This is a genomic window from Limnohabitans sp. (assembly GCF_034680285.1).
GTDB lineage: Bacteria > Pseudomonadota > Gammaproteobacteria > Burkholderiales > Burkholderiaceae_C > Limnohabitans_A.
In genome coordinates this window covers 24,320-45,278 of sequence record NZ_JAXITC010000019.1, presented here as the reverse complement: position 1 = coordinate 45,278, position 20,959 = coordinate 24,320, and the positions used below count along the sequence as shown (strand labels likewise).

The 20,959-nt window shown below is 56.4% G+C and carries 26 protein-coding genes and 1 tRNA gene; 18 read left to right on the top strand and 9 right to left on the bottom strand.

Annotated features, from left to right (window positions below; all coding sequences use genetic code 11):
• Positions 1 to 28: 28 nt before the first annotated feature.
• From SWE17_RS14480 to SWE17_RS14405, 16 genes are all read left to right on the top strand, one after another.
• Entirely contained in the window at positions 29 to 238 is a 210-nt protein-coding gene (locus SWE17_RS14480) for a DUF2892 domain-containing protein (protein ID WP_322993783.1), read from the top strand.
• A gap of 9 nt (positions 239 to 247) precedes the next feature.
• Positions 248 to 1,642, top strand: coding sequence for a TolC family protein (locus SWE17_RS14475; protein ID WP_322993782.1), 1,395 nt, complete (start codon positions 248 to 250; stop codon positions 1,640 to 1,642).
• Between the two features lie 29 nt (positions 1,643 to 1,671).
• Positions 1,672 to 2,052: a rhodanese-like domain-containing protein gene (locus SWE17_RS14470; protein ID WP_322993781.1), complete on the top strand. Its 381-nt coding sequence runs from the start codon at positions 1,672 to 1,674 to the stop codon at positions 2,050 to 2,052.
• Positions 2,053 to 2,208: 156 nt separating this feature from the next.
• The gene (locus SWE17_RS14465; RefSeq protein ID WP_322993780.1) at positions 2,209 to 2,517 is read left to right on the top strand and encodes a c-type cytochrome; all 309 of its coding nucleotides are present in this window, start codon (positions 2,209 to 2,211) and stop codon (positions 2,515 to 2,517) included.
• Positions 2,518 to 2,638: 121 nt separating this feature from the next.
• Positions 2,639 to 2,962 (top strand): hypothetical protein, encoded by a 324-nt coding sequence (locus SWE17_RS14460; protein WP_322993779.1) that lies wholly within the window; start codon positions 2,639 to 2,641, stop codon positions 2,960 to 2,962.
• 169 nt (positions 2,963 to 3,131) lie between these two features.
• Positions 3,132 to 3,704 carry a DUF302 domain-containing protein gene (locus tag SWE17_RS14455; RefSeq protein WP_322993778.1) on the top strand — a complete coding sequence of 191 codons (573 nt, stop codon included), beginning with the start codon at positions 3,132 to 3,134 and terminating at the stop codon, positions 3,702 to 3,704.
• 22 nt (positions 3,705 to 3,726) lie between these two features.
• Positions 3,727 to 5,034, top strand: coding sequence for an OmpP1/FadL family transporter (locus SWE17_RS14450; protein ID WP_322993777.1), 1,308 nt, complete (start codon positions 3,727 to 3,729; stop codon positions 5,032 to 5,034).
• Between the two features lie 131 nt (positions 5,035 to 5,165).
• Positions 5,166 to 5,471 carry a metalloregulator ArsR/SmtB family transcription factor gene (locus SWE17_RS14445; protein WP_322993776.1) on the top strand — a complete coding sequence of 102 codons (306 nt, stop codon included), beginning with the start codon at positions 5,166 to 5,168 and terminating at the stop codon, positions 5,469 to 5,471.
• Positions 5,472 to 5,493: 22 nt separating this feature from the next.
• Positions 5,494 to 6,858, top strand: a complete 1,365-nt coding sequence (gene soxC, locus SWE17_RS14440) for a sulfite dehydrogenase (RefSeq protein WP_322993775.1) — start codon at positions 5,494 to 5,496, stop codon at positions 6,856 to 6,858.
• On the top strand, positions 6,842 to 7,918 hold the full coding sequence (locus tag SWE17_RS14435) for a c-type cytochrome (RefSeq protein WP_322993774.1): 1,077 nt from the start codon (positions 6,842 to 6,844) through the stop codon (positions 7,916 to 7,918). The genes soxC and SWE17_RS14435 overlap by 17 nt, the downstream gene beginning before the upstream one ends.
• Before the next feature lie 69 nt (positions 7,919 to 7,987).
• The gene (soxY, locus tag SWE17_RS14430; protein WP_322993773.1) at positions 7,988 to 8,443 is read left to right on the top strand and encodes a thiosulfate oxidation carrier protein SoxY; all 456 of its coding nucleotides are present in this window, start codon (positions 7,988 to 7,990) and stop codon (positions 8,441 to 8,443) included.
• 56 nt (positions 8,444 to 8,499) lie between these two features.
• Positions 8,500 to 8,811, top strand: coding sequence for a thiosulfate oxidation carrier complex protein SoxZ (gene soxZ, locus SWE17_RS14425; RefSeq protein WP_322993772.1), 312 nt, complete (start codon positions 8,500 to 8,502; stop codon positions 8,809 to 8,811).
• 73 nt (positions 8,812 to 8,884) lie between these two features.
• A complete protein-coding gene (gene soxA / locus SWE17_RS14420) occupies positions 8,885 to 9,688 on the top strand; it encodes a sulfur oxidation c-type cytochrome SoxA (RefSeq protein WP_322993771.1) in 804 nt (267 codons plus the stop codon).
• A gap of 18 nt (positions 9,689 to 9,706) precedes the next feature.
• The gene (gene soxX / locus SWE17_RS14415; RefSeq protein WP_322993770.1) at positions 9,707 to 10,363 is read left to right on the top strand and encodes a sulfur oxidation c-type cytochrome SoxX; all 657 of its coding nucleotides are present in this window, start codon (positions 9,707 to 9,709) and stop codon (positions 10,361 to 10,363) included.
• A 60-nt stretch (positions 10,364 to 10,423) separates the two neighbouring features.
• Positions 10,424 to 12,157: a thiosulfohydrolase SoxB gene (gene soxB / locus SWE17_RS14410; protein WP_322993769.1), complete on the top strand. Its 1,734-nt coding sequence runs from the start codon at positions 10,424 to 10,426 to the stop codon at positions 12,155 to 12,157.
• Between the two features lie 57 nt (positions 12,158 to 12,214).
• Complete coding sequence (locus SWE17_RS14405; RefSeq protein WP_322993768.1) at positions 12,215 to 13,213, top strand: MBL fold metallo-hydrolase; 999 nt, start codon at positions 12,215 to 12,217, stop codon at positions 13,211 to 13,213.
• A 73-nt stretch (positions 13,214 to 13,286) separates the two neighbouring features.
• Here SWE17_RS14405 and SWE17_RS14400 read toward each other — a convergent pair whose 3' ends face one another.
• Complete coding sequence (locus tag SWE17_RS14400; protein WP_322993767.1) at positions 13,287 to 13,634, bottom strand: rhodanese-like domain-containing protein; 348 nt, start codon at positions 13,632 to 13,634, stop codon at positions 13,287 to 13,289.
• Positions 13,635 to 13,731: 97 nt separating this feature from the next.
• Between SWE17_RS14400 and SWE17_RS14395 the strand changes: the two genes are divergently transcribed.
• Complete coding sequence (locus SWE17_RS14395) at positions 13,732 to 14,670, top strand: cyanophycinase (protein ID WP_322993766.1); 939 nt, start codon at positions 13,732 to 13,734, stop codon at positions 14,668 to 14,670.
• 4 nt (positions 14,671 to 14,674) lie between these two features.
• Here the strand turns inward: SWE17_RS14395 and SWE17_RS14390 are convergent.
• From SWE17_RS14390 to SWE17_RS14370, 5 genes are all read right to left on the bottom strand, one after another.
• Positions 14,675 to 14,749, bottom strand: a tRNA-Arg gene (locus SWE17_RS14390).
• Positions 14,750 to 14,803: 54 nt separating this feature from the next.
• The gene (locus SWE17_RS14385; RefSeq protein WP_322993765.1) at positions 14,804 to 15,988 is read right to left on the bottom strand and encodes a vWA domain-containing protein; all 1,185 of its coding nucleotides are present in this window, start codon (positions 15,986 to 15,988) and stop codon (positions 14,804 to 14,806) included.
• A gap of 15 nt (positions 15,989 to 16,003) precedes the next feature.
• Positions 16,004 to 16,615 (bottom strand): GNAT family protein, encoded by a 612-nt coding sequence (locus tag SWE17_RS14380; RefSeq protein WP_322993764.1) that lies wholly within the window; start codon positions 16,613 to 16,615, stop codon positions 16,004 to 16,006.
• Positions 16,612 to 16,851, bottom strand: a complete 240-nt coding sequence (locus SWE17_RS14375) for a hypothetical protein (RefSeq protein WP_322993763.1) — start codon at positions 16,849 to 16,851, stop codon at positions 16,612 to 16,614. The genes SWE17_RS14380 and SWE17_RS14375 overlap by 4 nt, the downstream gene beginning before the upstream one ends.
• Before the next feature lie 10 nt (positions 16,852 to 16,861).
• Positions 16,862 to 17,704 (bottom strand): AAA family ATPase, encoded by an 843-nt coding sequence (locus tag SWE17_RS14370; RefSeq protein WP_100119259.1) that lies wholly within the window; start codon positions 17,702 to 17,704, stop codon positions 16,862 to 16,864.
• Between the two features lie 106 nt (positions 17,705 to 17,810).
• On the opposite strand from SWE17_RS14370, the gene SWE17_RS14365 reads away from it, so the two are divergent.
• Positions 17,811 to 18,470: a c-type cytochrome gene (locus tag SWE17_RS14365; protein WP_322993762.1), complete on the top strand. Its 660-nt coding sequence runs from the start codon at positions 17,811 to 17,813 to the stop codon at positions 18,468 to 18,470.
• Positions 18,471 to 18,579: 109 nt separating this feature from the next.
• Here the strand turns inward: SWE17_RS14365 and grxD are convergent, their stop codons facing one another.
• From grxD to prfA, 3 genes are all read right to left on the bottom strand, one after another.
• Entirely contained in the window at positions 18,580 to 18,903 is a 324-nt protein-coding gene (grxD, locus tag SWE17_RS14360) for a Grx4 family monothiol glutaredoxin (RefSeq protein ID WP_322993761.1), read from the bottom strand.
• An 85-nt stretch (positions 18,904 to 18,988) separates the two neighbouring features.
• Complete coding sequence (prmC, locus tag SWE17_RS14355) at positions 18,989 to 19,834, bottom strand: peptide chain release factor N(5)-glutamine methyltransferase (protein ID WP_322993760.1); 846 nt, start codon at positions 19,832 to 19,834, stop codon at positions 18,989 to 18,991.
• Entirely contained in the window at positions 19,834 to 20,922 is a 1,089-nt protein-coding gene (gene prfA, locus SWE17_RS14350) for a peptide chain release factor 1 (protein WP_322993759.1), read from the bottom strand. Before prfA ends, prmC begins: the two co-directional genes overlap by 1 nt.
• Positions 20,923 to 20,959 lie beyond the last annotated feature (37 nt).

Genomic DNA, 20,959 nt, shown 5'->3' with positions numbered 1-20,959 from the left:
TTTTCTTTAACCCCTAGGAGTTTTAACCATGAAATCTTGGCAAATCGTTCGTTTGGTCGCTGGCACTTTTGTGTTGTTGTCCTTGGCATTGGGCGTTCAGGGCAGTCCCATGTTTGTGAGCCAGTGGTGGCTCGCTTTCACCGCTTTTGTGGGGGCCAACTTGCTGCAAAGCGCCTTGACCAAGTGGTGCCTGATGGAGAGCATCTTGCGCAAAATGGGCGTGCAGGCTGGCAGCTGAGCTGACGACATGCCCTCCCTGCGTTCTCCCTTGTTCAAACCCCGGCCCCTGAGCGGCTGGGTCTTGTCGGCTGTCTTGGCCAGCCCTTCTGTGCAGGCGCTGGATGTGTTGCAAACCTGGGAGCAGGCGCGTGCGCACGATCCGCAAATGCAGGTGGTGGCCGCTACGCGCTCATCGGTGCAAGCCTTTGAAGCACAAGCCCAAGCCCTGTGGCGTCCCGTCCTGATGGGCAGTGCCACGGTGGGTGCCATGTCGGCCGACACCAGCACGAACGGTGCACAGTTCGCCGTGGGCGGTCAAGCCCCTTCGCTTGGCAGCTTCGCCACTTCGGCCAGTGCAGCCACTTCCACGCGCTGGTCGATGCAGGCCAAACAGCCCTTGTACAGTCCAGAACGCCAAGCCCAGCAAGCCCAACTGAACAGCGCAGCGGGCGTCGCTGAGTTGCGCGCCGATCTGGCCCAACAACAGTTCATGCTGCTCACCGTGCAAAGGTACTTCAATTTGTTGCTGGCCGAGCGCCAGCAGCAGGTTTTACGCCAGCAATATGCAGCCGTTAGCCGTGCCTTGACTGAAGCCAAAGACCGCTTTGCCTTAGGGAACTTGCCAGTCACGGACACGCATGAGGCCTCTGCGCGTGCCGCGGGCTTGCAAGCGCAATGGTTGGCCGCTGACAACGATGTGCAAGTGGCTCGCCGCGTGCTGATGGACTCCACCCGTTTGAGTTCAGATGCCTTGAAACTGCAGGCCCTCAAAGCAGAGGTGGCCGTGTCAGCTCTGCCTTCTTTGGATCAGGTGACGGCGCAAGTGCAACAGGCCAATACGGGCGTGTTGCTGAAAAAGGCCCAGCAAGACGTGGCCCGGCAGGAGCTCAAAAAGCACCAGCGCAGTGGCGGTGTCACCTTGGACTTGGTCGCCTCGGTCGGGCGAGACCGTTTGAGCGGCGATGGTGACTTTGGGGCTTCTTCCAGCAAGCAAAGCCAGCAAATGGTGGGTTTGAGTCTCAATGTGCCTTTGTACACAGGGGGCTGGCGCAGTGCCAAGCTTCAAGAGGCGATGGGCGCCTTAGCCCAAGCGCAGGCAGAACTGGATTTGGCGTTGCAACAAACGCAATCGCAAGCGCAGTCTGTCTGGTTGGCGCTGCAATCGGGCCCAGCCCGTTTGTCGGCCATGCAGGCGGCATGGAAAGCCAGCGCAGCACGGCTCGATGCGACCCGTTTAGGGCGGCAAGTTGGTGACCGCACCACTCTCGAATTGTTGCAAGCTGAGAACGATGCGGCGCAGGCCGAGTTGTCCTGGCTGCGTGCACAATCTGAAGTGCTGATGGCGCGTTTGCAACTCGATGCCTTGACCGGTAGCTTGACCCTGCAAAGTCTGCAGACATTGAATGCGCAATTGGCGCCTTGAGCGCCATTTTTGGAAATGAGAGACAAGAGATGAAAACTGCCCAAGATCTGGTGATGCAGGCCAAAGCTGCGACCCAAGAAGTGACTTTGGTGGATGCCGAAGAAGCCATTCGCCAAGCCGATGTGTTGATGGACGTGCGTGAAGCCGACGAATTTGCTGCAGGCCACTTGCCTGGCGCAATTTTGGTGCCAAGGGGTTTGTTGGAGTTCAAGCTCAGCAGCACGCCCGCTTTGTCTGGCCGCGACTTGAAGGTCGTGCTTTATTGCAAAACCAGCGGTCGTGCGGCCCTGGCTGCGCAAACCATGCAGAGCATGGGCTACCTCAATGTCTCTTCGATTGCGGGTGGATTTGACGCTTGGAACGCTGCCGGCAAAGCGGTGGTCAAACCCGAGCAGCCTGCATTTGAGTGAGCCCGATGGCCGCGTTAGGGTCATGGCTTTGTGACTTTTTAAGGCTGGCCCTCAGTAAAATCCCCAACGCAAAACCTGTGTTTGGGTGCGCAATGACAGCTTGATTTCGGTTAAATTAGCGCCTGGTTATATTTAAACCCCTCATTTGGAGTTCTCATGAAATTAATTTTTGCAGTGGCTGCTGTGGCGGCCTTGGCTTCTTCGCCTGCGTTTGCCAACTTGGACATGGCCAAGAAAAACGCCTGCATGGCATGCCATGCTGTGGACAAAAAACTGGTGGGTCCTTCCTACCAAGACGTGGCCAAGAAATACGGTGGTCAAAAAGACGCTGCGGCCAATTTGGCCAAGAGCATCAAAGCCGGTGGTTCGGGCAAGTGGGGCCCCGTGCCCATGCCCGCACAAGCCGCTCTGAGCGAAGCCGATGCCTTGACTTTGGCCAATTGGATTTTGGCTGGCGCCAAGTAAGCACAGGCCATTTCTGGCTTGGTCAAACAATGTGAATGATTTAAAGCTCGATTGGTACTCGTGGCTTTTGTTTGCCGCTCAGGGGTTCGCCCTTGAGCGGCTTTTTTAATGGGTGGATTCCATGAAATTACACGCAAAGGTGGCCGCATTGATGGCCAGCACACTGCTTTGCGCAGTGGTCCAGGCGCAGCCAGCCATCTTCAAGGAGGCCGACTACAAATTGGGCGAAACCCTGATCGCCGATGGCAAATGCGTGGCTTGCCATGTCTCCAAAGTCGGCGGCAATGGCAGCGCCATTTACAAACCGCAAGGGCGCATCAACAACGCCTCTTTGTTGCGGGGCATGGTGGAGCAATGCAACACCGAATTGAACCTGGGCATGTTCCCAGAAGATGTGACATCGGTGGCGGCCGTACTCAACCGCGACCATTACAAGTTCAAGTGAACCCTTTGGCTTGCAAGTTCAATTGAGCTGACAAATACCTTACCCCGTGGGGTATAGGGTATCTGCCAATACCCAAATTTTCTTCTGTCATGGATGATCGACGTCAATCCAGCCGGACACCGATGGTGTGGGTTTGGGGCTCATCAATGCATGTCTACAGGAGAAAACAATGCGCAAATCATTCACATGGCTCAAGTGGGCCGTATTGGCCAGTTCGATCTGGCTGACCGGCTGCGGCACGATCAACACGCTGGGCAAACTTGAGTCTGGCGCAGGCGCTGAAGCCAGCCGCATGTGGGATCGATGGGTCGAGGGCGAAGGCGACATCGCCGTGGCCACCACTTGGGAGCGCAAAGTCAAGAAGGGCGTGACTGCCCAAGAGGTCGAACAGGTCCTCAAACAAGTGGCCACAGAGCGCAATATGCGCGATGTCGGCACCTTGCCGCTGTCCAAAGAGCTCGAAGCCCGCTCCGGCAAGAAAGAAAAACTGCTGACGGTCTATTCCTTTTGCTCACCCACCACGGCCCGCAAGATGGTGGACTTCAGCCCGCACATGGCCGCCTACCTGCCGTGCCGTATTTCCATGGTGGAAAAAGAAGACGGTCTTTGGCTCTACACCCTCAACATGGACATGATGGTCAAGATGGGCCGCAAGTTGCCTTCCCCCTTGAAAGAGGAAGCCAAAGCCGTGCGCGACACCATCTGGGAAATGATGGAACGTGGCCACAAGGGTGAATTCTGATCTTACAAATAAGGAGACAACAATGAAAACAATGAACACTTTGCGTGCCACCGTGGTGGCGGCTGTTCTGGCTACAGGCTCTGCAGCTTGGGCGACTGACGGTTACTTTCCACATGGCTTTGGCATCAAATCCAAAGGCATGGGTGGCGCTTCTGTAGCGGTTACGGACAACGCTTTCGCCGGCATCAACAACCCTGCTGCATCTGTCTGGGCTGGCAACCGCGCCGAGATGGGTCTTGATATTTTCATGCCCAAGCGCAGTGCAGCTCGCTCAGCGCCAGGTTTCGGCGGCATGCTGGAAGGTGATGTCAAGAGTGACGGCAGTGCCTTTGCGATTCCCGAATTTGCATACAACAAAAAAATTGACGATCGCATGAGTTGGGGTGTCACGGTCTATGGCAACGGCGGCATGAACACCGAATTGCCTGGCAGTAACGTCACTTGCATGAACCCCAATAATGGTCAGCCTTACCAAGGCAACTTGTTGTGTGGTCAAGGCAAGCTTGGTGTGGACTTGATGCAATTGGTTGTTGCACCGACTTTGGCCTACAAAGTCGACGCACAGCATTCATTTGGTGTATCGCCACTTTTGGTTTTGCAGCAATTCAAAGCGAGCGGGCTGGATGCCTTTGCGGGTTTCTCCATGGCACCTTCCCAGATGAGTGACACTGGAACAGATCGAAGCACAGGTCTGGGTGTTCGTTTGGGTTATTTGGGTCAATTGTCTGAAACCTTGAAATTTGGTGCGACCTATTCGCCCAAAATCAAGATGAGCAAATTCGACAAGTACTCAGGTTTGTTTGCAGGTCAAGGTGCGTTCGACATTCCTGAAAACTACGCTTTAGGCATCAATGTGCAGGTCACTCCTGCTGTGTCCGTGGCAGCTGATTACAGCCGAATCAACTACAGCGGTGTGACTTCCATTGGTAACCCCATGAGCAACCTCATGATGGGCAATCCCATGGGATCCACCAATGGTCCTGGTTTTGGTTGGTCGGATGTCAACGTGTTGAAGTTGGGCGTTCAATGGCAAGCTACTTCGACCATGGTGTTGCGTGCTGGTTACAACCAGACGACCAATCCAGTCAAAGCTGAAAACGTGACCTTCAACATTTTGGCGCCCGGTGTGATCAAGCAGCACTTCACCGTGGGTGGCACTTATGCCTTGTCCAAGGATTCCGAGTTCACTTGGGCCTATATGTATGCACCCAAGAACACGGTCACAGGCCCTTCGATGTACAACGGCATGATGCCCGGTGCTTCTGGAATAACAGAAACCGTACGCATGTCTCAGCAATCGCTGGGTGTTCAGTACGGCTGGAAGTTTTGATCTTCAAAAAATGAGAGGGATCAGGGTTTATCCTGATCCTTTTCGGGTCTCGGTGTAATTTTTGGTTCAGTTAGGTCCGTTATCCTTTATATTCGCATATCCGAATATAAGAACCTACTAGCAGGCGACCCATGAAAGATGAAAGCGATCAGGTGTACGACAAGGCGGCAGAACTTTTTGCCGTACTTTCGACGCCGGTTCGTTTGCGCATCATCAGTGAACTGTGCGAAGGTGAGAAAAATGTCGGGCAGTTGTTGGGCAACATTGGTGTGGCTCAACCCAACATGTCTCAGCATTTGAACATCATGTACAGATCGGGCATTTTGGGTAAGCGTCGCGAAGGCGCCCAAATGTTTTATCGGATTGCAGACGAAACTGCTGTGAAAGTTTGTCGTGCCGTGTGCACGCAGGTGGCCATCGATACAGCCGTGAATTGACAACTCAAAAAGAGGAGTTTGTGTGAAAGAAGACAGCATCAACTCAGGAAGGGTGCAAAAAGCGCCTGAGAATTTCCTGACCCAAAGTGGCATCAAGGAGGTCTTTGCCGAAGGCAAAAAAGGCCGCCGTGATTTCATTCGCAATGCCTTTGCAGCGGCTGCTGCAGGTGCCGCTGCCCCCATGGCCATGGCACAGGGCAACCCGGTGCCCGTTGAGGGCGGTGATCCCAACATTTTGAATTTGCCAGAGCACGCTGTGGGCTTGGGTCAAGGGGTGGCTGCTGAAGGTTATGGCAAGCCATCCAAGTTTGAAGGCAACTTGCAGCGCCGCCAAAGTCCTGGCCTGACACAAACCACACAAGCTTCGGTGTCGTTCGCGCCACTGCAGTCTTTGTTTGGCATCGTCACGCCCAGCGGTTTGCACTTCGAGCGTCACCACCAAGGTTGGTGGGATATCGATCCGTCAAAACACCGTTTCATGATCAACGGCATGGTCAAAAAGAACATGGTGTTCACCATGGACGAGATCATGCGTTTGCCATCTGTCTCGCGTTTCCACTTCATTGAGTGTGGAGCCAACAGTGCGACTGAGTGGGGCAATGTGGCCGTACCTACAGTGCAGTACACCCACGGCATGTTGTCCTGCAGCGAGTTCACGGGTGTGCCTTTGATCACTTTGCTGGAACTTGCTGGTGCTGACCTGAAAAACGGCAAATTCGTTTTGGCTGAGGGCGGTGACGGCTCTTCCATGACCCGCACCATTCCCATGAGCTTGATCACATCCGGTGAAGTTATCGTGGCCTATGGTCAAAACGGTGAAATGTTGCGCCCAGAAAACGGTTACCCCTTGCGATTGGTGGTTCCTGGCGTGCAAGGTGTGAGCTGGGTCAAGTATCTGCGACGCGTTGAAGTGGGTGACAAGCCTTACGCTGCCAAAGATGAAGCGATTCACTACATCGACCTGCAGCCCGGTGGCATGCATCGCCAATACACCAACATCCAGGAAGTCAAGAGCGTGGTGACTACGCCTTCGGGCGGCCAAGTGTTGTTGGACAAAGGCTTTTACAACATCACTGGATTGGCTTGGTCGGGCAAAGGCAAGATCAAACGTGTGGATGTGTCCACCGATGGTGGCCGTAACTGGCGTCAAGCGCGTCTGGAAACGCCTGTTTTGTCGAAAGCCCTTTCACGTTTCAATCTCGACTGGGTTTGGGACGGTAAGCCCGCCATCATTCAAAGCCGTGCGCAAGATGAAACAGGCCACGTACAGCCTACTTACCAGCAGTTGCGCGGTGTGCGCAGCACGCGCTCTATTTATCACAACAACGCCATCCAGTCGTGGTTGGTGCAGGAAAACGGTGAGGTGAAAAATGTCCAGGTTTCGTAATGCCGTTTTGACGGTTGCGCTGTTGGCGGTAGCCGGTGTAGCCGCTGCACAAGGTGCCAAATACCCCGGAGTTGGCCGTGATGCCACCCCTAAAGAAGTTGCCAAGTGGGATATCGATGTACGCCCCGATTTCAAGGGCTTGCCCGCGGGTTCTGGTTCGGTAGCCAAAGGTCAAGATGTGTGGGAAGGCAAGTGCGCCCACTGTCACGGCGTTTTTGGTGAGTCGGGTGAGGTGTTCAGTCCGTTGATTGGCGGCACCACAGCCGAAGACATCAAGACTGGCCGCGTGGCCAATTTGAACCGCGCTGACTATCCTGGTCGCACCACCATCATGAAGGTGGCCACCGTGTCGACATTGTGGGATTACATCAACCGTGCAATGCCTTGGACTGCCCCCAAGACCTTGACCACGGAAGAGGTGTATTCGGTCACGGCGTTCTTGTTGAATTTGGCCAACATCGTGCCGGACAACTTTGTCCTGTCGGACAAAAACATCGCCGAAGTCCAAGCGCGTATGCCCAACCGCAACGGCATGATGACCCAACACGCCATGTGGCCTGGCAACGAATTTGGCGGCGTGAAAAAGCCCGATACAGCCAACAAGCTGTGCATGAAAGACTGCACGCCTGAACCCAAGGTCGCATCTTTCTTGCCCGACTTTGCTCGCAATGCCCACGGCAATTTGCAAGAGCAAAACCGCACTGTGGGTCCCCAGCGAGGTGCCGACACCAGCAAGCCAGAACCCAAAGCGGGCATGCCCGTGGCCGCAGCAGCGCCGGTTGCCGCAGCAGCCAAGCCTGAAAACAACGAAGCCAAAGCGGCCATTGCGCTCTTGAACAAACACAGCTGCACGGCTTGCCACGGTGTGGACAAGAAAATTGTCGGTCCTGGTTTCAATGAGGTGGCCAAAAAGCAAGCCGGTAAAACCGACTATCTGGTCGGTAAAATCAAGGCCGGTGGCGTGGGCGTGTATGGTCAAATCCCCATGCCTGCCCAAGCCCTGCCTGATGCCGACGCCAAGCAAATTGCCGAATGGATTTCCAAGGGGGCCAGCAAGTAATTCGGGGTCAACCCGATGCACTGCTGAACCTGTTTCTATAGCATCACTCAAACATCAAGGAGATATCAGATGCAAAACCGTCGCGAGACACTCAAGCAAACCGCTGTTGTGGCTGGCCTCTTGGCCACCGCAGGCTTCCCTCAGTTCGCCCAAGCTGCTTTCAACAAAGCTGCGTTCGAAGCCAAATCGGTGCAAGACGCCGCCAAAGCCGCTGGTGCTGCCAGCATGGCCGAGAGCAAAGATGTGACCATCACAGGTCCAGACATCGCTGAAAACGGTGCCGTTGTTCCTTTGGGTGCCAGCACTTCTTTGGCTGGCGTCAAGCATGTCTTGATCTTGGTCGAGAAAAATCCTGCTGCGCTGGTGGCCATGTTCCACGCCTCTGACGCTGTGGAATCCAACTTCACCACACGCGCCAAGATGGGCCAGTCTTCCGATGTCTACGCCGTGGCCATCATGAACGACGGCAAGGCCTTGTGGGCCAAAAAAGAAGTCAAAGTCACTTTGGGTGGTTGCGGCGGCTAAGCCCCTGTCCACACAACACACTCACATTGATTCACTGAAAGATTTAGGAGAAAAACATGGCAGATCCAATGCGCATTCGTGCCCAGGCCTCTGGTGACAAAGCAACCGTTCGCGTGCTCATGAGCCACGAAATGGAATCCGGTCAGCGCAAAGACGCCGCTGGTAAAACCGTGCCTGCTTGGTTCATCCAAGAAGTCACCGCCAACCTCAACGGCAAACAAGTCTTGTCGGCCGAGTGGGGCCCCGCAGTGTCCAAAAACCCCTTCCTGCAATTCACCGTCAAAGGCGCCAAAGCCGGTGACAAAATTGCAGTGACCTGGAAAGACAACAAAGGCGACACACGCACCGACGAAGCCACGGTGTCTTGATCGTGACCTGAGTGAACAAAGGGTGAAGTGACCACTTCACCCTTTTTGCGTTTGAACCAACAACGAGGTGACAATGAAAAAAGTAGCGACCCTTTGTGCAGCAGCGGCCTTGGCCTTGGCTGTATCGCCTGTCATGGCCCAAAAAACAGCCAGCCAAGGCATCGACGAATACCGCGCCATGCTGCAAGACGGCAACCCGGCGGATCTTTTTGAAGCCAAAGGCGAAGATCTCTGGAAAAAAGCCCGCGGACCCAAAAATGCATCGCTGGAAAAATGCGACTTGGGTCAAGGGCCAGGTGTGGTCAAGGGCGCTTTTGTGTCTTTGCCTCGTTACTTTGCTGATACCCAGCGCATGCAAGACTTGGAATCCCGTTTGGTCACGTGCATGGAAACCTTGCAAGGTTTCAATGCTGCTGAAATCTCCAAGACCCCGTTTGGTCGTGGTGAAATGGCCAACGTCACGGCCTTGGCCACTTGGATCGCCGCAGAGTCCAAGGGCATGAAGTTCAACTTGTCGCAATCGCACGCGCAAGAGAAAACGTTTTACGAAGTGGGCAAACGTTTGTTCTTCCAACGGGGTGGCCCGCACGACTTTTCTTGCGCCTCATGCCACGGTGAAGAAGGCAAGCGCATCCGCTTGCAAGACTTGCCGATTCTGACCAAAAACCCGGGTGATGGTCTTGGCTTCGCTGCGTGGCCTGCTTACCGTGTCTCGAACGGTCAAATGTGGAGCATGCAATTGCGCCTGAACGATTGCTACCGCCAGCAGCGGTTTCCCTATCCAGGTTTTGCCAGTGATGCCACTGTGGCCTTGGCCACATACCTGGGTGTCAATGCCAAGGGTGCTGCCTCGATTGCACCGGCCATCAAACGCTGATCTGAGCAGGAGAAACACATGAACAAAAAGACCCAACTCGTATTGACCAGCTTGGCCGCTGCTTTGGTGGCTGTTGGCTGCGCTTCCGGCCCTTCTGTGGCCGAACTCAATGACTTGACGGACAAAATCGTCAAGGCCTCTTTTCGCGATGAAAGCCACGTGAAGGTGGAGCGCATCACCGCCACGGACGAAACCAACCGGGCTTGCAGTGATGCAGATGTGGCAGGCAAACCATTGGACGAAAAAACCGCCAAGCGCATCGAAGAAGCCAACCTCAAAGCCATCAAATGGCCATCGGACGGCAAATTCATCGGTGACTGGAAGCAGGGCGAAGCCATCGCGCAAAGTGGCCGGGGCCTGACATGGACCGATTCGGCAACGGCAGTCAACGGTGGCAATTGCTACAACTGCCACCAGATGGACAAGAAAGAAATTTCTTACGGCACCATTGGGCCGAGCTTGTACAACTACGGCAAGATCCGCGGCGTGTCCAATCCGAACGACCCCGCCAGCAAGGCCATTGTGGAATACACCTGGGGCAAGATTTGGAACGCCAAGGCCTACAACGCCTGCTCCAACATGCCTCGCGCGGGCCACATGGGCATTTTGAATGAATCACAGGTTCGCCACATCGTGGGCTTGTTGCTCGATCCAAAATCGCCCGTCAATCAGTAATCCCTTGAAAACCCGGCTGGTCCGGGTTTTTAAAGTTTCTATATATCAGTGGTTGCAAATATGAATCTCTCCAAACGCGAATTTATCCAAGTCATGGGCGCTGGCACGATGGCCGGCATGAGCATGGGCTCTTTTGCCGAAGCCAGTGCAGCCACTGCATCCAATGGGCTCTACGACATTCCCAAGTTCGGCAATGTCTCATTCCTGCACATGACCGACTGCCACGCGCAGCTCAAGCCGATCTATTTCCGCGAGCCCAGCATCAACATGGGCATTGGCTCCATGGAAGGCAATTTGCCGCATTTGGTGGGTGAGTATTTGCTCAAGGTGGCCAAGATCCGTCCTGGTACAGCAGAGGCCCATGCGCTGACATTCTTGGACTACGAAAAAGCCGCCAAGCGCTATGGCAAGGTCGGTGGTTTTGCGCATCTGGCCACCCTGGTCAAGCGCATGAAGGCCAGCCGCCCTGGCGCTTTGCTGCTCGACGGTGGTGACACCTGGCAAGGCTCGGGCACCAGCTTGTGGACCAATGGCCAGGACATGGTGGACGCCTGCAAACTGCTCGGCGTAGACGTGATGACCGGCCACTGGGAATTCACCTTGGGCATGGAGCGCGTCAAGGAAATCGTCGAAAAAGACTTTGCCGGCAAGGTCGACTTTGTGGCGCAAAACATCAAGACCAGCGACTTTGGTGACCCGGTGTTCAAGCCCTATGTGATCCGCGAAATCAATGGCGTGCCCTGCGCCATCATCGGTCAGGCCTTCCCTTACACCCCGATTGCCAACCCACGCTACATGGTGGCCGATTGGGAGTTTGGCATCCAAGACGAGAACATGCAAAAGATGGTCAACGAAGCCCGCGGCAAAGGCGCGCAGGTCGTGGTCGTCATCAGCCACAACGGCATGGACGTGGACCTGAAGATGGCCAGTCGCGTCAGCGGCATCGACGCCATCATGGGTGGCCACACCCACGATGGCATGCCCGTGGCCTCCATCGTGTCCAACAAGGGTGGCAAAACCTTGGTGACCAACGCGGGCTCGAACGGCAAGTTCTTGGGTGTGCTCGATTTTGATGTGAAAGACAAAAAGGTCAGCGACTTCCGCTACAAGCTGCTGCCCGTGTTCTCCAACATGCTGCCCGCCGATCCTGAGATGGATGCACTGATCAACAAGATCCGCGCACCCTACGAGTCCAAACTGGCTGAAAAACTGGCCGTGACCGATGGTTTGTTGTACCGCCGTGGCAACTTCAATGGCACGGGCGACCAGTTGCTGGTGGACGCGCTGCTTGACGTGCAAGGTGCAGAGATCGCTTTCTCACCGGGCTTCCGTTGGGGCACCACGCTTTTGCCAGGCCAAGCCATCACGCGCGAGTGGTTGCTCGACATGACCGCCACCACTTACTCGTATGCCACCGTGACCGAGATGACGGGTGAGACCATCAAGACGGTGCTGGAAGACGTGGCCGACAACCTGTTCAACCCGGATCCGTATTACCAGCAAGGCGGTGACATGGTGCGCGTAGGCGGCTTGAGCTACAGCTGCAACCCCGTGGGCACCATGGGGACACGCATTGGCGATTTGCGCTTGAAGGGCCAGCTCATCGAGGCGGGCAAAAAATACAAGGTGGCGGGTTGGGCGCCTGTGGCCGAAGAGGCGCGGCACCAAGGCAACAAGCAGGTGTGGGAAGTGGTCGAGACCTGGCTCAAGGCGCAAGGTGGTCGTGTCAAACCCCGCAAACTCAACGCCCCCAAAATCATGGGCGCATTGCCCAACAAAGGCTACGCGGCTTGAGGTGTGTGTGCAGCGCCCCCAGCAACAGCAGGGGCTGCATGTGAAGGAGGAGTGACCATGCAAAGAAGACAACTGTTGTGGGCCAGCGCAGCCATAGGCAGCGCAGCCCTGTGGCCTGAAGCGCGATTGCTGGCGCAGCAAGCGCAGGAATTCATCGAGGGGCCACCTGTGGGGGATATCCCGGCCAAACAGCTGTCGCCGCACGTGTGGATGGTGTTCTCTCCGGATGGTTTCCCGACCGTTGAAAACCGCGGCATGATGTCCAATGTGATTTTTGCGGTGACCTCTGCAGGCGTGGTGGTGATCGATTCAGGTGCCTCCCTGCAGATCGGTCAAATGGCGATCCGCATGATCCGCAAGGTGACCGACAAACCCGTGGTGGCGGTGTTCAACAGCCACTACCACGGTGACCATTGGCTGGGGAATCACGCTTTTGTCAAAACTTATGGCGACAAGCTGCCCATTTATGCGCTGCCCAGCACCATTGAAAAACTCAAAGGGGCCGAAGGCAATTTGTGGCGCAGCCTGATGGAGCGCTGGACCAACCAGTCGACATTAGGCACTCAAGTGGTTCTTCCCAACACGCCCGTGCAGCATGGCCAGGTCATTCAAATCGGTGACGTGAGTTTTCGCATGCACCACTACGGCACGGCCCATACCCCCTCTGACCTGTGTGTCGAGGTCGTGCAAGACAAGCTCACAGCGGTCGGCGACATCGCCATGGCCAACCGCATTGCCAACATGGACGAGGGCTCTTATGTCGGCACCTTCAAGTATTACAAGGCCTTGGTGGCGGCCGCTGGAGAGCAAATGTGGGTGCCCGGCCATGGCTTGGGCAGCAAAGACTTGCTCAAGACTTATGGCGAGTTCTTGGCGGGCATTTGGGAGCCTTGCTTACAAGCCGTCAAAGATGGCAAGTCGGAAGCTGAGGCCAAAGCGGCAGTTCTGAAAGACCCTCGTGTGGCCTTGCGCGCCAAAACCATGCAGGGCTATGAAGGCAACATCGGGAAGTACACCAGCTTGGCCTATCTGGAGGCGGAAAAAGAAGCGTTTTAAGGAGGCGTGGCGAGCAAAGAGCCTGTTCACGTGGCACACATGCCTGCCACGCAAAAAGCAGTTGTCGCTTCTTTCAAACGATGAAGTTACGCCATGCCCCCACGTTGTAAACCTGCTTGAACCCATTCTTTTTCAAGAGCAGTTTGGCCATGCCGCTGCGGGTACCACTGGCGCAGCCAACCACGACAGGTGTCTCGCGGGAAATCTCATTCAAGCGATGGCCCAGTTCATTGAGTGGTATGTTGACCGAGCCAGGGGCGTTACCCGATGAAAATTCAGCCAGGGAACGGACATCGATCAGCGTCGCGCCCTCAGCCTTGAGTTTTGGCAGCATCCCCTTGACGCGGTGAGTGTTCCACCACTTGTAAGCCAGCCAAAGGCCCAAAGCAATCATGGGCCAGTAATCTTGCACAAACTTCATAGAGCTCCGATGGGAAATAAATCTAGGCTGCAATGCGTCTTATTGTAGAAGTACTGCGCCCACCCATACATTCACAGGCATGGGTTAGAGTGACAGCATGAGCCGAAGAAAATTTATAGGGAGCATGGTCAGCGGTCTGGCCATGACCGCTGCGGGTGTTTTACCGAGCTGGGCGCAGATGCCCAAGGTGTCCCGGCTGGTCATCGTGGGGGGTGCAGAGGATCGATTACAAGATCGCATCATCTTGCGCAAATTCTCAGACTATTGTGGTGGCCCTCAGGCCAAGATACGGATCATCACAGCGGCAAGTGGTGATCCACAAGGTGTTTGGAAAAGTTACCGCGATGCGTTTCACGCTTTGGGTGTGAGGGATGTTGAGAGGCTGGCCATCGATGACCGCGAGAGCGCTCAAGCACCCGCTGTTCAAGCAGAAATTCTGCAGGCTGATGGTATCTTCATGAGTGGTGGTGACCAGTCCAAACTGATGGCGATTTTGTGGGACAGCTTGGCTTATCAATCTTTGCACCAATCATTTCATATGAACGCTTGCTGCATTGGCGGGACCAGCGCAGGGGCTGCTGTCATGTCGCGCCACATGATTGCCCAGGGGCCATCGGTGCTTCGCCCCAGCAAGGAAGCAGTGGATACCGATATTGGTTTGGGTTTTCTGTCACAAGCCGTGGTGGATCAGCATTTTTCAGAGCGCAGACGCTTGCCTCGTTTGTTGTCCACTTTGGCCATGCGGCCAGATTTGTTGGGAGTGGGCATCGACGAAGATACGGCTTTGGTGATCGAACGGGGTGAGGGCATTGAAGTGATTGGCCAAGGTACAGTGACCCTTGTCGATCCATCACAAATGCAATCCAATGTGGACGATTTGGAAACTCTCGATCAAATTGAAATGTTGGGTGTGCAGTTGCATTTGCTGCCCGCTGGACACCGCTATACCGTGAAGTCTGTTGGACAAGGTGCCAGGTCAGCACCGTTGCGCCGAGCTATCGAGCGATTGGTCGCGGTGGGACCGATAAGGGGTTGAGGTGTGGTGCCCCCGACAGGAATCGAACCTGTATCACTCCCTTAGGAGGGGAGAGTTCTATCCATTGAACTACGGTGGCTTTGAGCATGGGAGATTGTAAGCGGGCACAAGCGATGACCGCTTCAGGCAAAACTCACTTGCTGAGCATGCGCATCGCGTCTTCCAAGCCCTTGAGCGTCAGCGGGAACATGCGCTGGCTCATGAGCTGCTGGATGATCGAAATGCTCTGGCGGTATTGCCACACGCCTTGCGGTTCAGGGTTGATCCAAGCGAATTTGGGGAAGGTGTGCGTCAAGCGCTGCAGCCACTCGGCTCCGGCCTCTTCGTTGTTGTACTCAACGCTGCCGCCTTTTTGCAAAATCTCGTAGGGGCTCATCGTGGCGTCCCCAATGAAGATCAGCTTATAGTCTTTGTTGTATTTGCGAAGGATGTCCCAGGTCGGGAACTTCTCGGCGTAGCGGCGTTTGTTGTTCTTCCACATGAAGTCATAGACGCAGTTGTGGAAGTAGTAAAAGTCCAGGTGCTTGAACTCGGCCTTGACGGCCGAGAACATTTCTTCGACGCGGGCAATGTGGTCATCCATCGTCCCGCCAACGTCCATGAGCAGCAGCACTTTCACGTTGTTGTGGCGCTCGGGCCGCATCAAGATGTCGAGGTAACCCGCGTTGGCTGCCGTTTTGCGGATGGTGCCATCCAAGTCCAGCTCTTCCACCGAGCCTTCGCGGGCAAAACGGCGCAGGCGTCGCAGCGCCACCTTGATGTTGCGTGTGCCCAGCTCTTGTTGGTCGTCGTAGTCTTTGTAGGCGCGTTGCTCCCACACCTTCACTGCACTGCGGTTGCCGCCTTTGCCGCCAATGCGAATGCCTTGCGGGTTGTGGCCGCCGTTGCCAAAAGGCGAGGTGCCGCCTGTGCCGATCCACTTGTTGCCGCCTTCGTGCCGCTCTTTTTGTTCTTCGAGGCGCTTCTTGAGCGTATCCATCAGCTCATCCCAGCCCATCTTCTCAATGGCGGCTTTTTGCTCGGGTGTGAGCTCTTTCTGCAGAATTTTTTCCAGCCAGTCGAGGGGCACTTCTTTGGTGAAGTCGGTCAGCATTTCAACGCCTTTGAAGTAAGCGCCGAAAGCTTTGTCGAACTTGTCGAAATGCTTTTCGTCCTTGACCATCACGGTGCGGGCCAGGTGGTAAAAGTCGTCGATGCTGCAGGCGTCAGATGCCGGGCCGACCACATTGGCTTGCAAGGCTTCGAGCAGCGTCAGGTACTCGCGCACCGAAACAGGCAATTTGGCTGCACGCAGGGTGTAGAAAAAATCGATCAGCATGGTGTGTCTCCGTGCTCAAGCCCGAACGCGAGCGAGTTGGTAGTCCAAATGCGTTTTCACATTGGGCCATTCACTGGCCACGATGCTGTAGACGCAGGTGTCGCGCAGTGCACCGGGAGCCATGGGATGTGGGTTGATCTGGTGGCTGCGCAACACACCGTCAAGCTTGGCACCCAAGCGTTCGATGGCGCGGCGGCTTTGCTGGTTGAAGAAATGCGTGCGGAATTCCACCGCGATGCAGTTCAGTTGCTCAAAGGCGTGGGCCAGCAGCAGGCGCTTGGCTTCGGTATTGAGGGGGCTGCGCTGCACACTTTGGCGGTACCAAGTGGAGCCAATTTCAACACGGCGGTTGGCCGCGTCGATGTTCATGTAGGTGGTCATGCCCACCGCTTGGTTGGTTGCCGGATCGATCACGGCGAAGGGGCACATGCTGCCTTTGGCTTGCAGGTCCAATCTGCGGGTGATTTCGGCGCCCATGGCTTCGGGCGTGGGGATGGTGGTGTACCAGTGGTTCCAGAGTTCGCCGTCGCGCACAGCTTCAACCAGCGCGTCGTGATGCGCGTGCGACAGCGACACCAGCTGCACATGCCGAGCTGATAGCGAGATGGGCGAAATCCAGGGGTTCATGATGCGTCTGTGTCAGAGTCTTTGGCTTTTTGTTTGCCGCGCCAATAGCGGGCCAAATGCAAGCCCGCGCCACCGCCCAAGCCCACCAGCAAAATGCCACCGATGCTGGCGTTGTCGTATCCGGCGCTGAAGATGTTCAGGCCCAGCCATTGACCAGCCCAATAACCGGTCAGGGCGCCGCCGACAAAGCCCACGGCATCCGAGATGCCTTCCATGAAGGGGTTGGGTGTGGTCATGGCGTCTGGATCAGCGGTTGCGCTGGTTCATGAACACCAGCTTTTCAAACAAGGTCACATCTTGCTCGTTCTTGAGCAGGGCGCCCACCAGTGGTGGCACCGAGACCTTCTGGTCGGCGCTTTGCAGGGCTTCGAGCGGAATGTCTTCGGCCACCAGCAGCTTGAGCCAGTCCAGCAGCTCGCTGGTGGAGGGCTTTTTCTTCAGGCCGGGCAGTCCGCGAACGTCATAAAAGGTCTTGAGCGCCAGGGCCAGAAGGTCTTTTTTGAGCGTCGGAAAGTGCACATCCACGATCTGCTTCATGGTTTCCGCCTCGGGAAACTTGATGTAGTGGAAGAAGCAGCGGCGCAGGAAGGCGTCGGGCAACTCTTTTTCGTTGTTAGAGGTGATGAACACCAGCGGACGGGTTTTGGCTTTGATCAGCTGGCGCGTCTCGTAGCAATAAAACTCCATGCGGTCGATCTCGCGCAGCAGGTCGTTCGGGAATTCGATGTCGGCCTTGTCGATCTCATCGATCAGGATGGCCACGGGCACTTCAGAGGTGAACGCCTGCCAGAGAACGCCCTTGATGATGTAGTTCTCGATGTCTTTGACTTTTTCCTCACCCAGCTGGCTGTCGCGCAAACGGCTCACCGCATCGTATTCGTACAGGCCTTGTTGTGCCTTGGTGGTCGATTTGATGTGCCACTGCAGCAGCGGCAGGCCCAATGCCTCGGCCACTTCTTCGGCCAGCATGGTTTTGCCAGTGCCAGGTTCGCCTTTGACCAGCAGTGGGCGTTTGAGGGTGATGGCGGCATTCACGGCCAGCATCAAGTCCGGTGTGGCGACGTAGTTTTCGGTACCTTGGAATTTCATGGTGAGCAGTTCTCAAAAACAGGAATAAAGCTTGTCAGGATTATGAGGGCCAGCCCGATATAATCCGCAGTTGATTTTTATCAATCATTTGGATTGTGTGAGCAAAATGAATAAGCTGTTGACCTCGATGTTCGCCTTGGCTGTCGCTTCCGTGACCGCCATCTCCGCCCAAGCCCAAGAAATCAAGGGCGATGCCAAAGCCGCTGAGCAAAAGATTGCCATGTGCATCGGCTGCCACGGTATCAAAGGCTACCAAGCCAGTTTCCCAGAGGTTTACCGCGTGCCCATGATTTCTGGCCAAAACGCCAAATACATCGTGTCGGCCCTGAATGCCTACAAAAAAGGTGAGCGCAAGCACCCCACCATGCGCGGCATTTCCGATACCCTGAGCGACCAGGATATGGCCGATCTGGGCGCTTATTACGAGCAGCATGGCAAGACGGAGCCAGTGGCTACAACCCCCAAGACACCCGATGCCAAAGTGGCCGCTTTGCTGCAAAAGGGCGCTTGCATTTCTTGCCACGGCGATAACTTCGCCAAGCCCATTGACCCTAGCTACCCCAAAATTGCCGGTCAGCACAAAGACTTTCTCTTTGTGGCGCTCAAGTCCTACAAAGTTGAAAACCAATCCACATGGGGCCGCAACAACGGCGTGATGGGTGGCATTGCCAAGCAGTTCTCCAATGCCGAACTGAAGGCCATGGCCGGTTACATCGGTTCTTTGGATGGCGACATGAAAGTGGTGCCTCAGTCCAAATTCCGTTGATCTGAGTCACCTCCAAGCAAAAAAGCCAGTCTGTTGACTGGCTTTTTTTGTTGTGGCGGCTTGCTTGGATGGCCCCTTGCGGTCAAGGGGCGGACTCGCCTGGCCCGGTTCAGGCCTGGCCGTTGATCACTTGCTGCAGTTCGCCAGACTCGTACATCTCCATCATGATGTCCGAACCACCGATGAACTCACCCTTGACATACAGCTGCGGGATGGTGGGCCAGTTGCTGTATTCCTTGATGCCTTGGCGGATTTCGGCGTCGTCCAGCACGTTCACGGTTTTGACGGTCTTGGGGTCAACGCCCACGGCCTTGAGGATCTGGATGGCACGGCCGGAAAAGCCGCACATGGGGAAGCTGGCGCTGCCCTTCATGAACAGGGTGATTTCGTGGCCTTTGACGAGTTCGTCGATGCGTTGTTGGGTGTCGCTCATGGTGTTGCTCCAAATGGGGTCGGTATCGTGTAGGGGAGATTATCTCTCTGATTGAATGTCTGCAACCGTCACAGGGGTGTTGGTGTCAAACAGGCCAGGCCGCGCCGGTGCAGCGCGCCATGCCGCCTAAGTCTCGGCGAGATTGCACCTGCACAAAACCGGACTCGTTCAACAGGGCTTGCACAGCGGCGGCTTGGTCCCAGCCATGCTCGAGCAGCAGCCAGCCGCCCGGGGCTAGAAAGGCAGGGGCTTGGGCGATGATCTGGCGGATGTCATCCAGCCCGTCAGGGCCGCTGGTCAACGCCTGCAGGGGCTCGTGCCTCAGGGCGGCCAGGTGCGGGTCGCCTTCGGCCACATAGGGTGGGTTGGAGACGATGAGCTCAAAGCGGCCCGTCCCTTGCACATCCACCGCTTTGAGCCAGTTGCTGGCGATGAACTGCACGCCCAAGTGCAAGCGCGTGGCATTGGCACGGGCCACGGCCAATGCGTCCTCGCTGGCGTCCACGGCCCAGACCGTGGCATTGGGCCGCATGTGTTGCAGTGCCAAGGCCACCGCGCCGCTGCCCGTGCCCAGGTCCAAAATGCGCGGCGTGCCGGTTTCTGGCAGGCATTCCAGGGCCCATTCCACCAAGGTTTCGGTGTCGGGGCGAGGGTCCAGAACGCGGGCGTCCACGGCCAAATTCAGGCCAAAAAAGTCCTTGCGGCCGGTGATGTAGGCCACGGGTTCGCCGCTCAAGCGGCGCTGCAGTGCGTCTTGCCACGCGGTCGATTGCGCCGCCGTCAAGGTGTCGCTGTCGTGGGCCATGAGCCAGGCGCGGTCGTGCAGCGGGCGCTGCAGGCTGTGCAGCAGCAACATTTGTGCGTCCACCCTGGCCAAACCCCGGGTTTGGGCTTGGCGCAGACACTCGGCGACGGTTGCAGGGTTTGGCATCAGGCGGTGGCCCCGATTTCCAGTGCGGCCAGCTGTTCAGCGGCTTCGTAGCTTTGCAGCGCGTGGACCACGTCCTGCAAATCGCCTTCCATGATGGTGAGCAGCTTGTACAAAGTCAGGTTGATGCGGTGGTCGGTCAGCCGCCCTTGCGGAAAGTTGTAGGTGCGGATGCGGTCTGAGCGGTCGCCGCTGCCGATCAAGCTTTTCCTCTCGGCCGCGTCTTTGGCGGCGCGTTCAGATCGGTCTTTTTCTTGGATGCGGGCTGTCAGCACTTTCAGGGCCTGAGCCTTGTTGCTGTGCTGGCTGCGGCCGTCTTGGCATTCGGCCACGATGCCTGTGGGCAGGTGGGTGATGCGCACGGCCGAATCGGTTTTATTGATGTGCTGACCACCCGCGCCGCTGGCGCGGTAGGTGTCGATGCGCAAATCCGAGGGGTTGATTTTGATGGCCTCAGCTTCGTCCGGCTCGGCCAGCACTGCCACGGTGCAGGCGCTGGTGTGGATGCGGCCTTGGGTCTCGGTGGCAGGGACGCGTTGCACCCGGTGCCCGCCCGACTCAAATTTGAGTGCGCCATACACGTTGTCACCTTCAACGCGCACCACCACCTCCTTGTAGCCGCCCAACTCGCTGACCGATTCCGACACGATCTCACACCTCCAGCCTTGGCTCTCGGCGTAGCGGGTGTACATGCGCAGCAAGTCGGCCGCAAACAGCGCCGACTCGTCGCCCCCGGTGCCAGCACGGATTTCTACAAAAGCCGGGCGTGCGTCATCGGGGTCTTTGGGCAACAGCATGCGCTGCAACTCAGCTTCCAATGTTTGCAACTCGGCACTGGCACTGACCACTTCTTCTTCGGCCATCTCGCGCATATCCTCGTCGACCAGCAGGGCTTGCGCACTGGCCAAGTCGGCAGTGCGCAGCTGAAAGCGGGCAAAGCGCGAAGCCACGGCGCTGACCTCGGCATGTTCCCGTGAGAGCTTCAGGAACTGCGTCATGTCGGCCATGATGTCCTCGCGGGACAACAGAAAGTCCAGCTCCGTCAAGCGCAGGGCGTAGCGTTCGAGTTGTTGGATCAAAAAGGGTTTCATGCGAGCGGTGTTGTGGAGGCCGGAGGTCAAGCTCCAA

Coding starts and splice junctions, on each gene's coding strand:
- SWE17_RS14480 (WP_322993783.1), top strand. CDS start 29: ATGAAATCTTGGCAAATCGTTCGTTTGGTCGCTGGCACTTTTGTGTTG.
- SWE17_RS14475 (WP_322993782.1), top strand. CDS start 248: ATGCCCTCCCTGCGTTCTCCCTTGTTCAAACCCCGGCCCCTGAGCGGC.
- SWE17_RS14470 (WP_322993781.1), top strand. CDS start 1,672: ATGAAAACTGCCCAAGATCTGGTGATGCAGGCCAAAGCTGCGACCCAA.
- SWE17_RS14465 (WP_322993780.1), top strand. CDS start 2,209: ATGAAATTAATTTTTGCAGTGGCTGCTGTGGCGGCCTTGGCTTCTTCG.
- SWE17_RS14460 (WP_322993779.1), top strand. CDS start 2,639: ATGAAATTACACGCAAAGGTGGCCGCATTGATGGCCAGCACACTGCTT.
- SWE17_RS14455 (WP_322993778.1), top strand. CDS start 3,132: ATGCGCAAATCATTCACATGGCTCAAGTGGGCCGTATTGGCCAGTTCG.
- SWE17_RS14450 (WP_322993777.1), top strand. CDS start 3,727: ATGAAAACAATGAACACTTTGCGTGCCACCGTGGTGGCGGCTGTTCTG.
- SWE17_RS14445 (WP_322993776.1), top strand. CDS start 5,166: ATGAAAGATGAAAGCGATCAGGTGTACGACAAGGCGGCAGAACTTTTT.
- SWE17_RS14435 (WP_322993774.1), top strand. CDS start 6,842: ATGTCCAGGTTTCGTAATGCCGTTTTGACGGTTGCGCTGTTGGCGGTA.
- soxY (WP_322993773.1), top strand. CDS start 7,988: ATGCAAAACCGTCGCGAGACACTCAAGCAAACCGCTGTTGTGGCTGGC.
- soxZ (WP_322993772.1), top strand. CDS start 8,500: ATGGCAGATCCAATGCGCATTCGTGCCCAGGCCTCTGGTGACAAAGCA.
- soxA (WP_322993771.1), top strand. CDS start 8,885: ATGAAAAAAGTAGCGACCCTTTGTGCAGCAGCGGCCTTGGCCTTGGCT.
- soxX (WP_322993770.1), top strand. CDS start 9,707: ATGAACAAAAAGACCCAACTCGTATTGACCAGCTTGGCCGCTGCTTTG.
- soxB (WP_322993769.1), top strand. CDS start 10,424: ATGAATCTCTCCAAACGCGAATTTATCCAAGTCATGGGCGCTGGCACG.
- SWE17_RS14405 (WP_322993768.1), top strand. CDS start 12,215: ATGCAAAGAAGACAACTGTTGTGGGCCAGCGCAGCCATAGGCAGCGCA.
- SWE17_RS14400 (WP_322993767.1), bottom strand. CDS start 13,634: ATGAAGTTTGTGCAAGATTACTGGCCCATGATTGCTTTGGGCCTTTGG.
- SWE17_RS14395 (WP_322993766.1), top strand. CDS start 13,732: ATGAGCCGAAGAAAATTTATAGGGAGCATGGTCAGCGGTCTGGCCATG.
- SWE17_RS14385 (WP_322993765.1), bottom strand. CDS start 15,988: ATGCTGATCGATTTTTTCTACACCCTGCGTGCAGCCAAATTGCCTGTT.
- SWE17_RS14380 (WP_322993764.1), bottom strand. CDS start 16,615: ATGAACCCCTGGATTTCGCCCATCTCGCTATCAGCTCGGCATGTGCAG.
- SWE17_RS14375 (WP_322993763.1), bottom strand. CDS start 16,851: ATGACCACACCCAACCCCTTCATGGAAGGCATCTCGGATGCCGTGGGC.
- SWE17_RS14370 (WP_100119259.1), bottom strand. CDS start 17,704: ATGAAATTCCAAGGTACCGAAAACTACGTCGCCACACCGGACTTGATG.
- SWE17_RS14365 (WP_322993762.1), top strand. CDS start 17,811: ATGAATAAGCTGTTGACCTCGATGTTCGCCTTGGCTGTCGCTTCCGTG.
- grxD (WP_322993761.1), bottom strand. CDS start 18,903: ATGAGCGACACCCAACAACGCATCGACGAACTCGTCAAAGGCCACGAA.
- prmC (WP_322993760.1), bottom strand. CDS start 19,834: ATGCCAAACCCTGCAACCGTCGCCGAGTGTCTGCGCCAAGCCCAAACC.
- prfA (WP_322993759.1), bottom strand. CDS start 20,922: ATGAAACCCTTTTTGATCCAACAACTCGAACGCTACGCCCTGCGCTTG.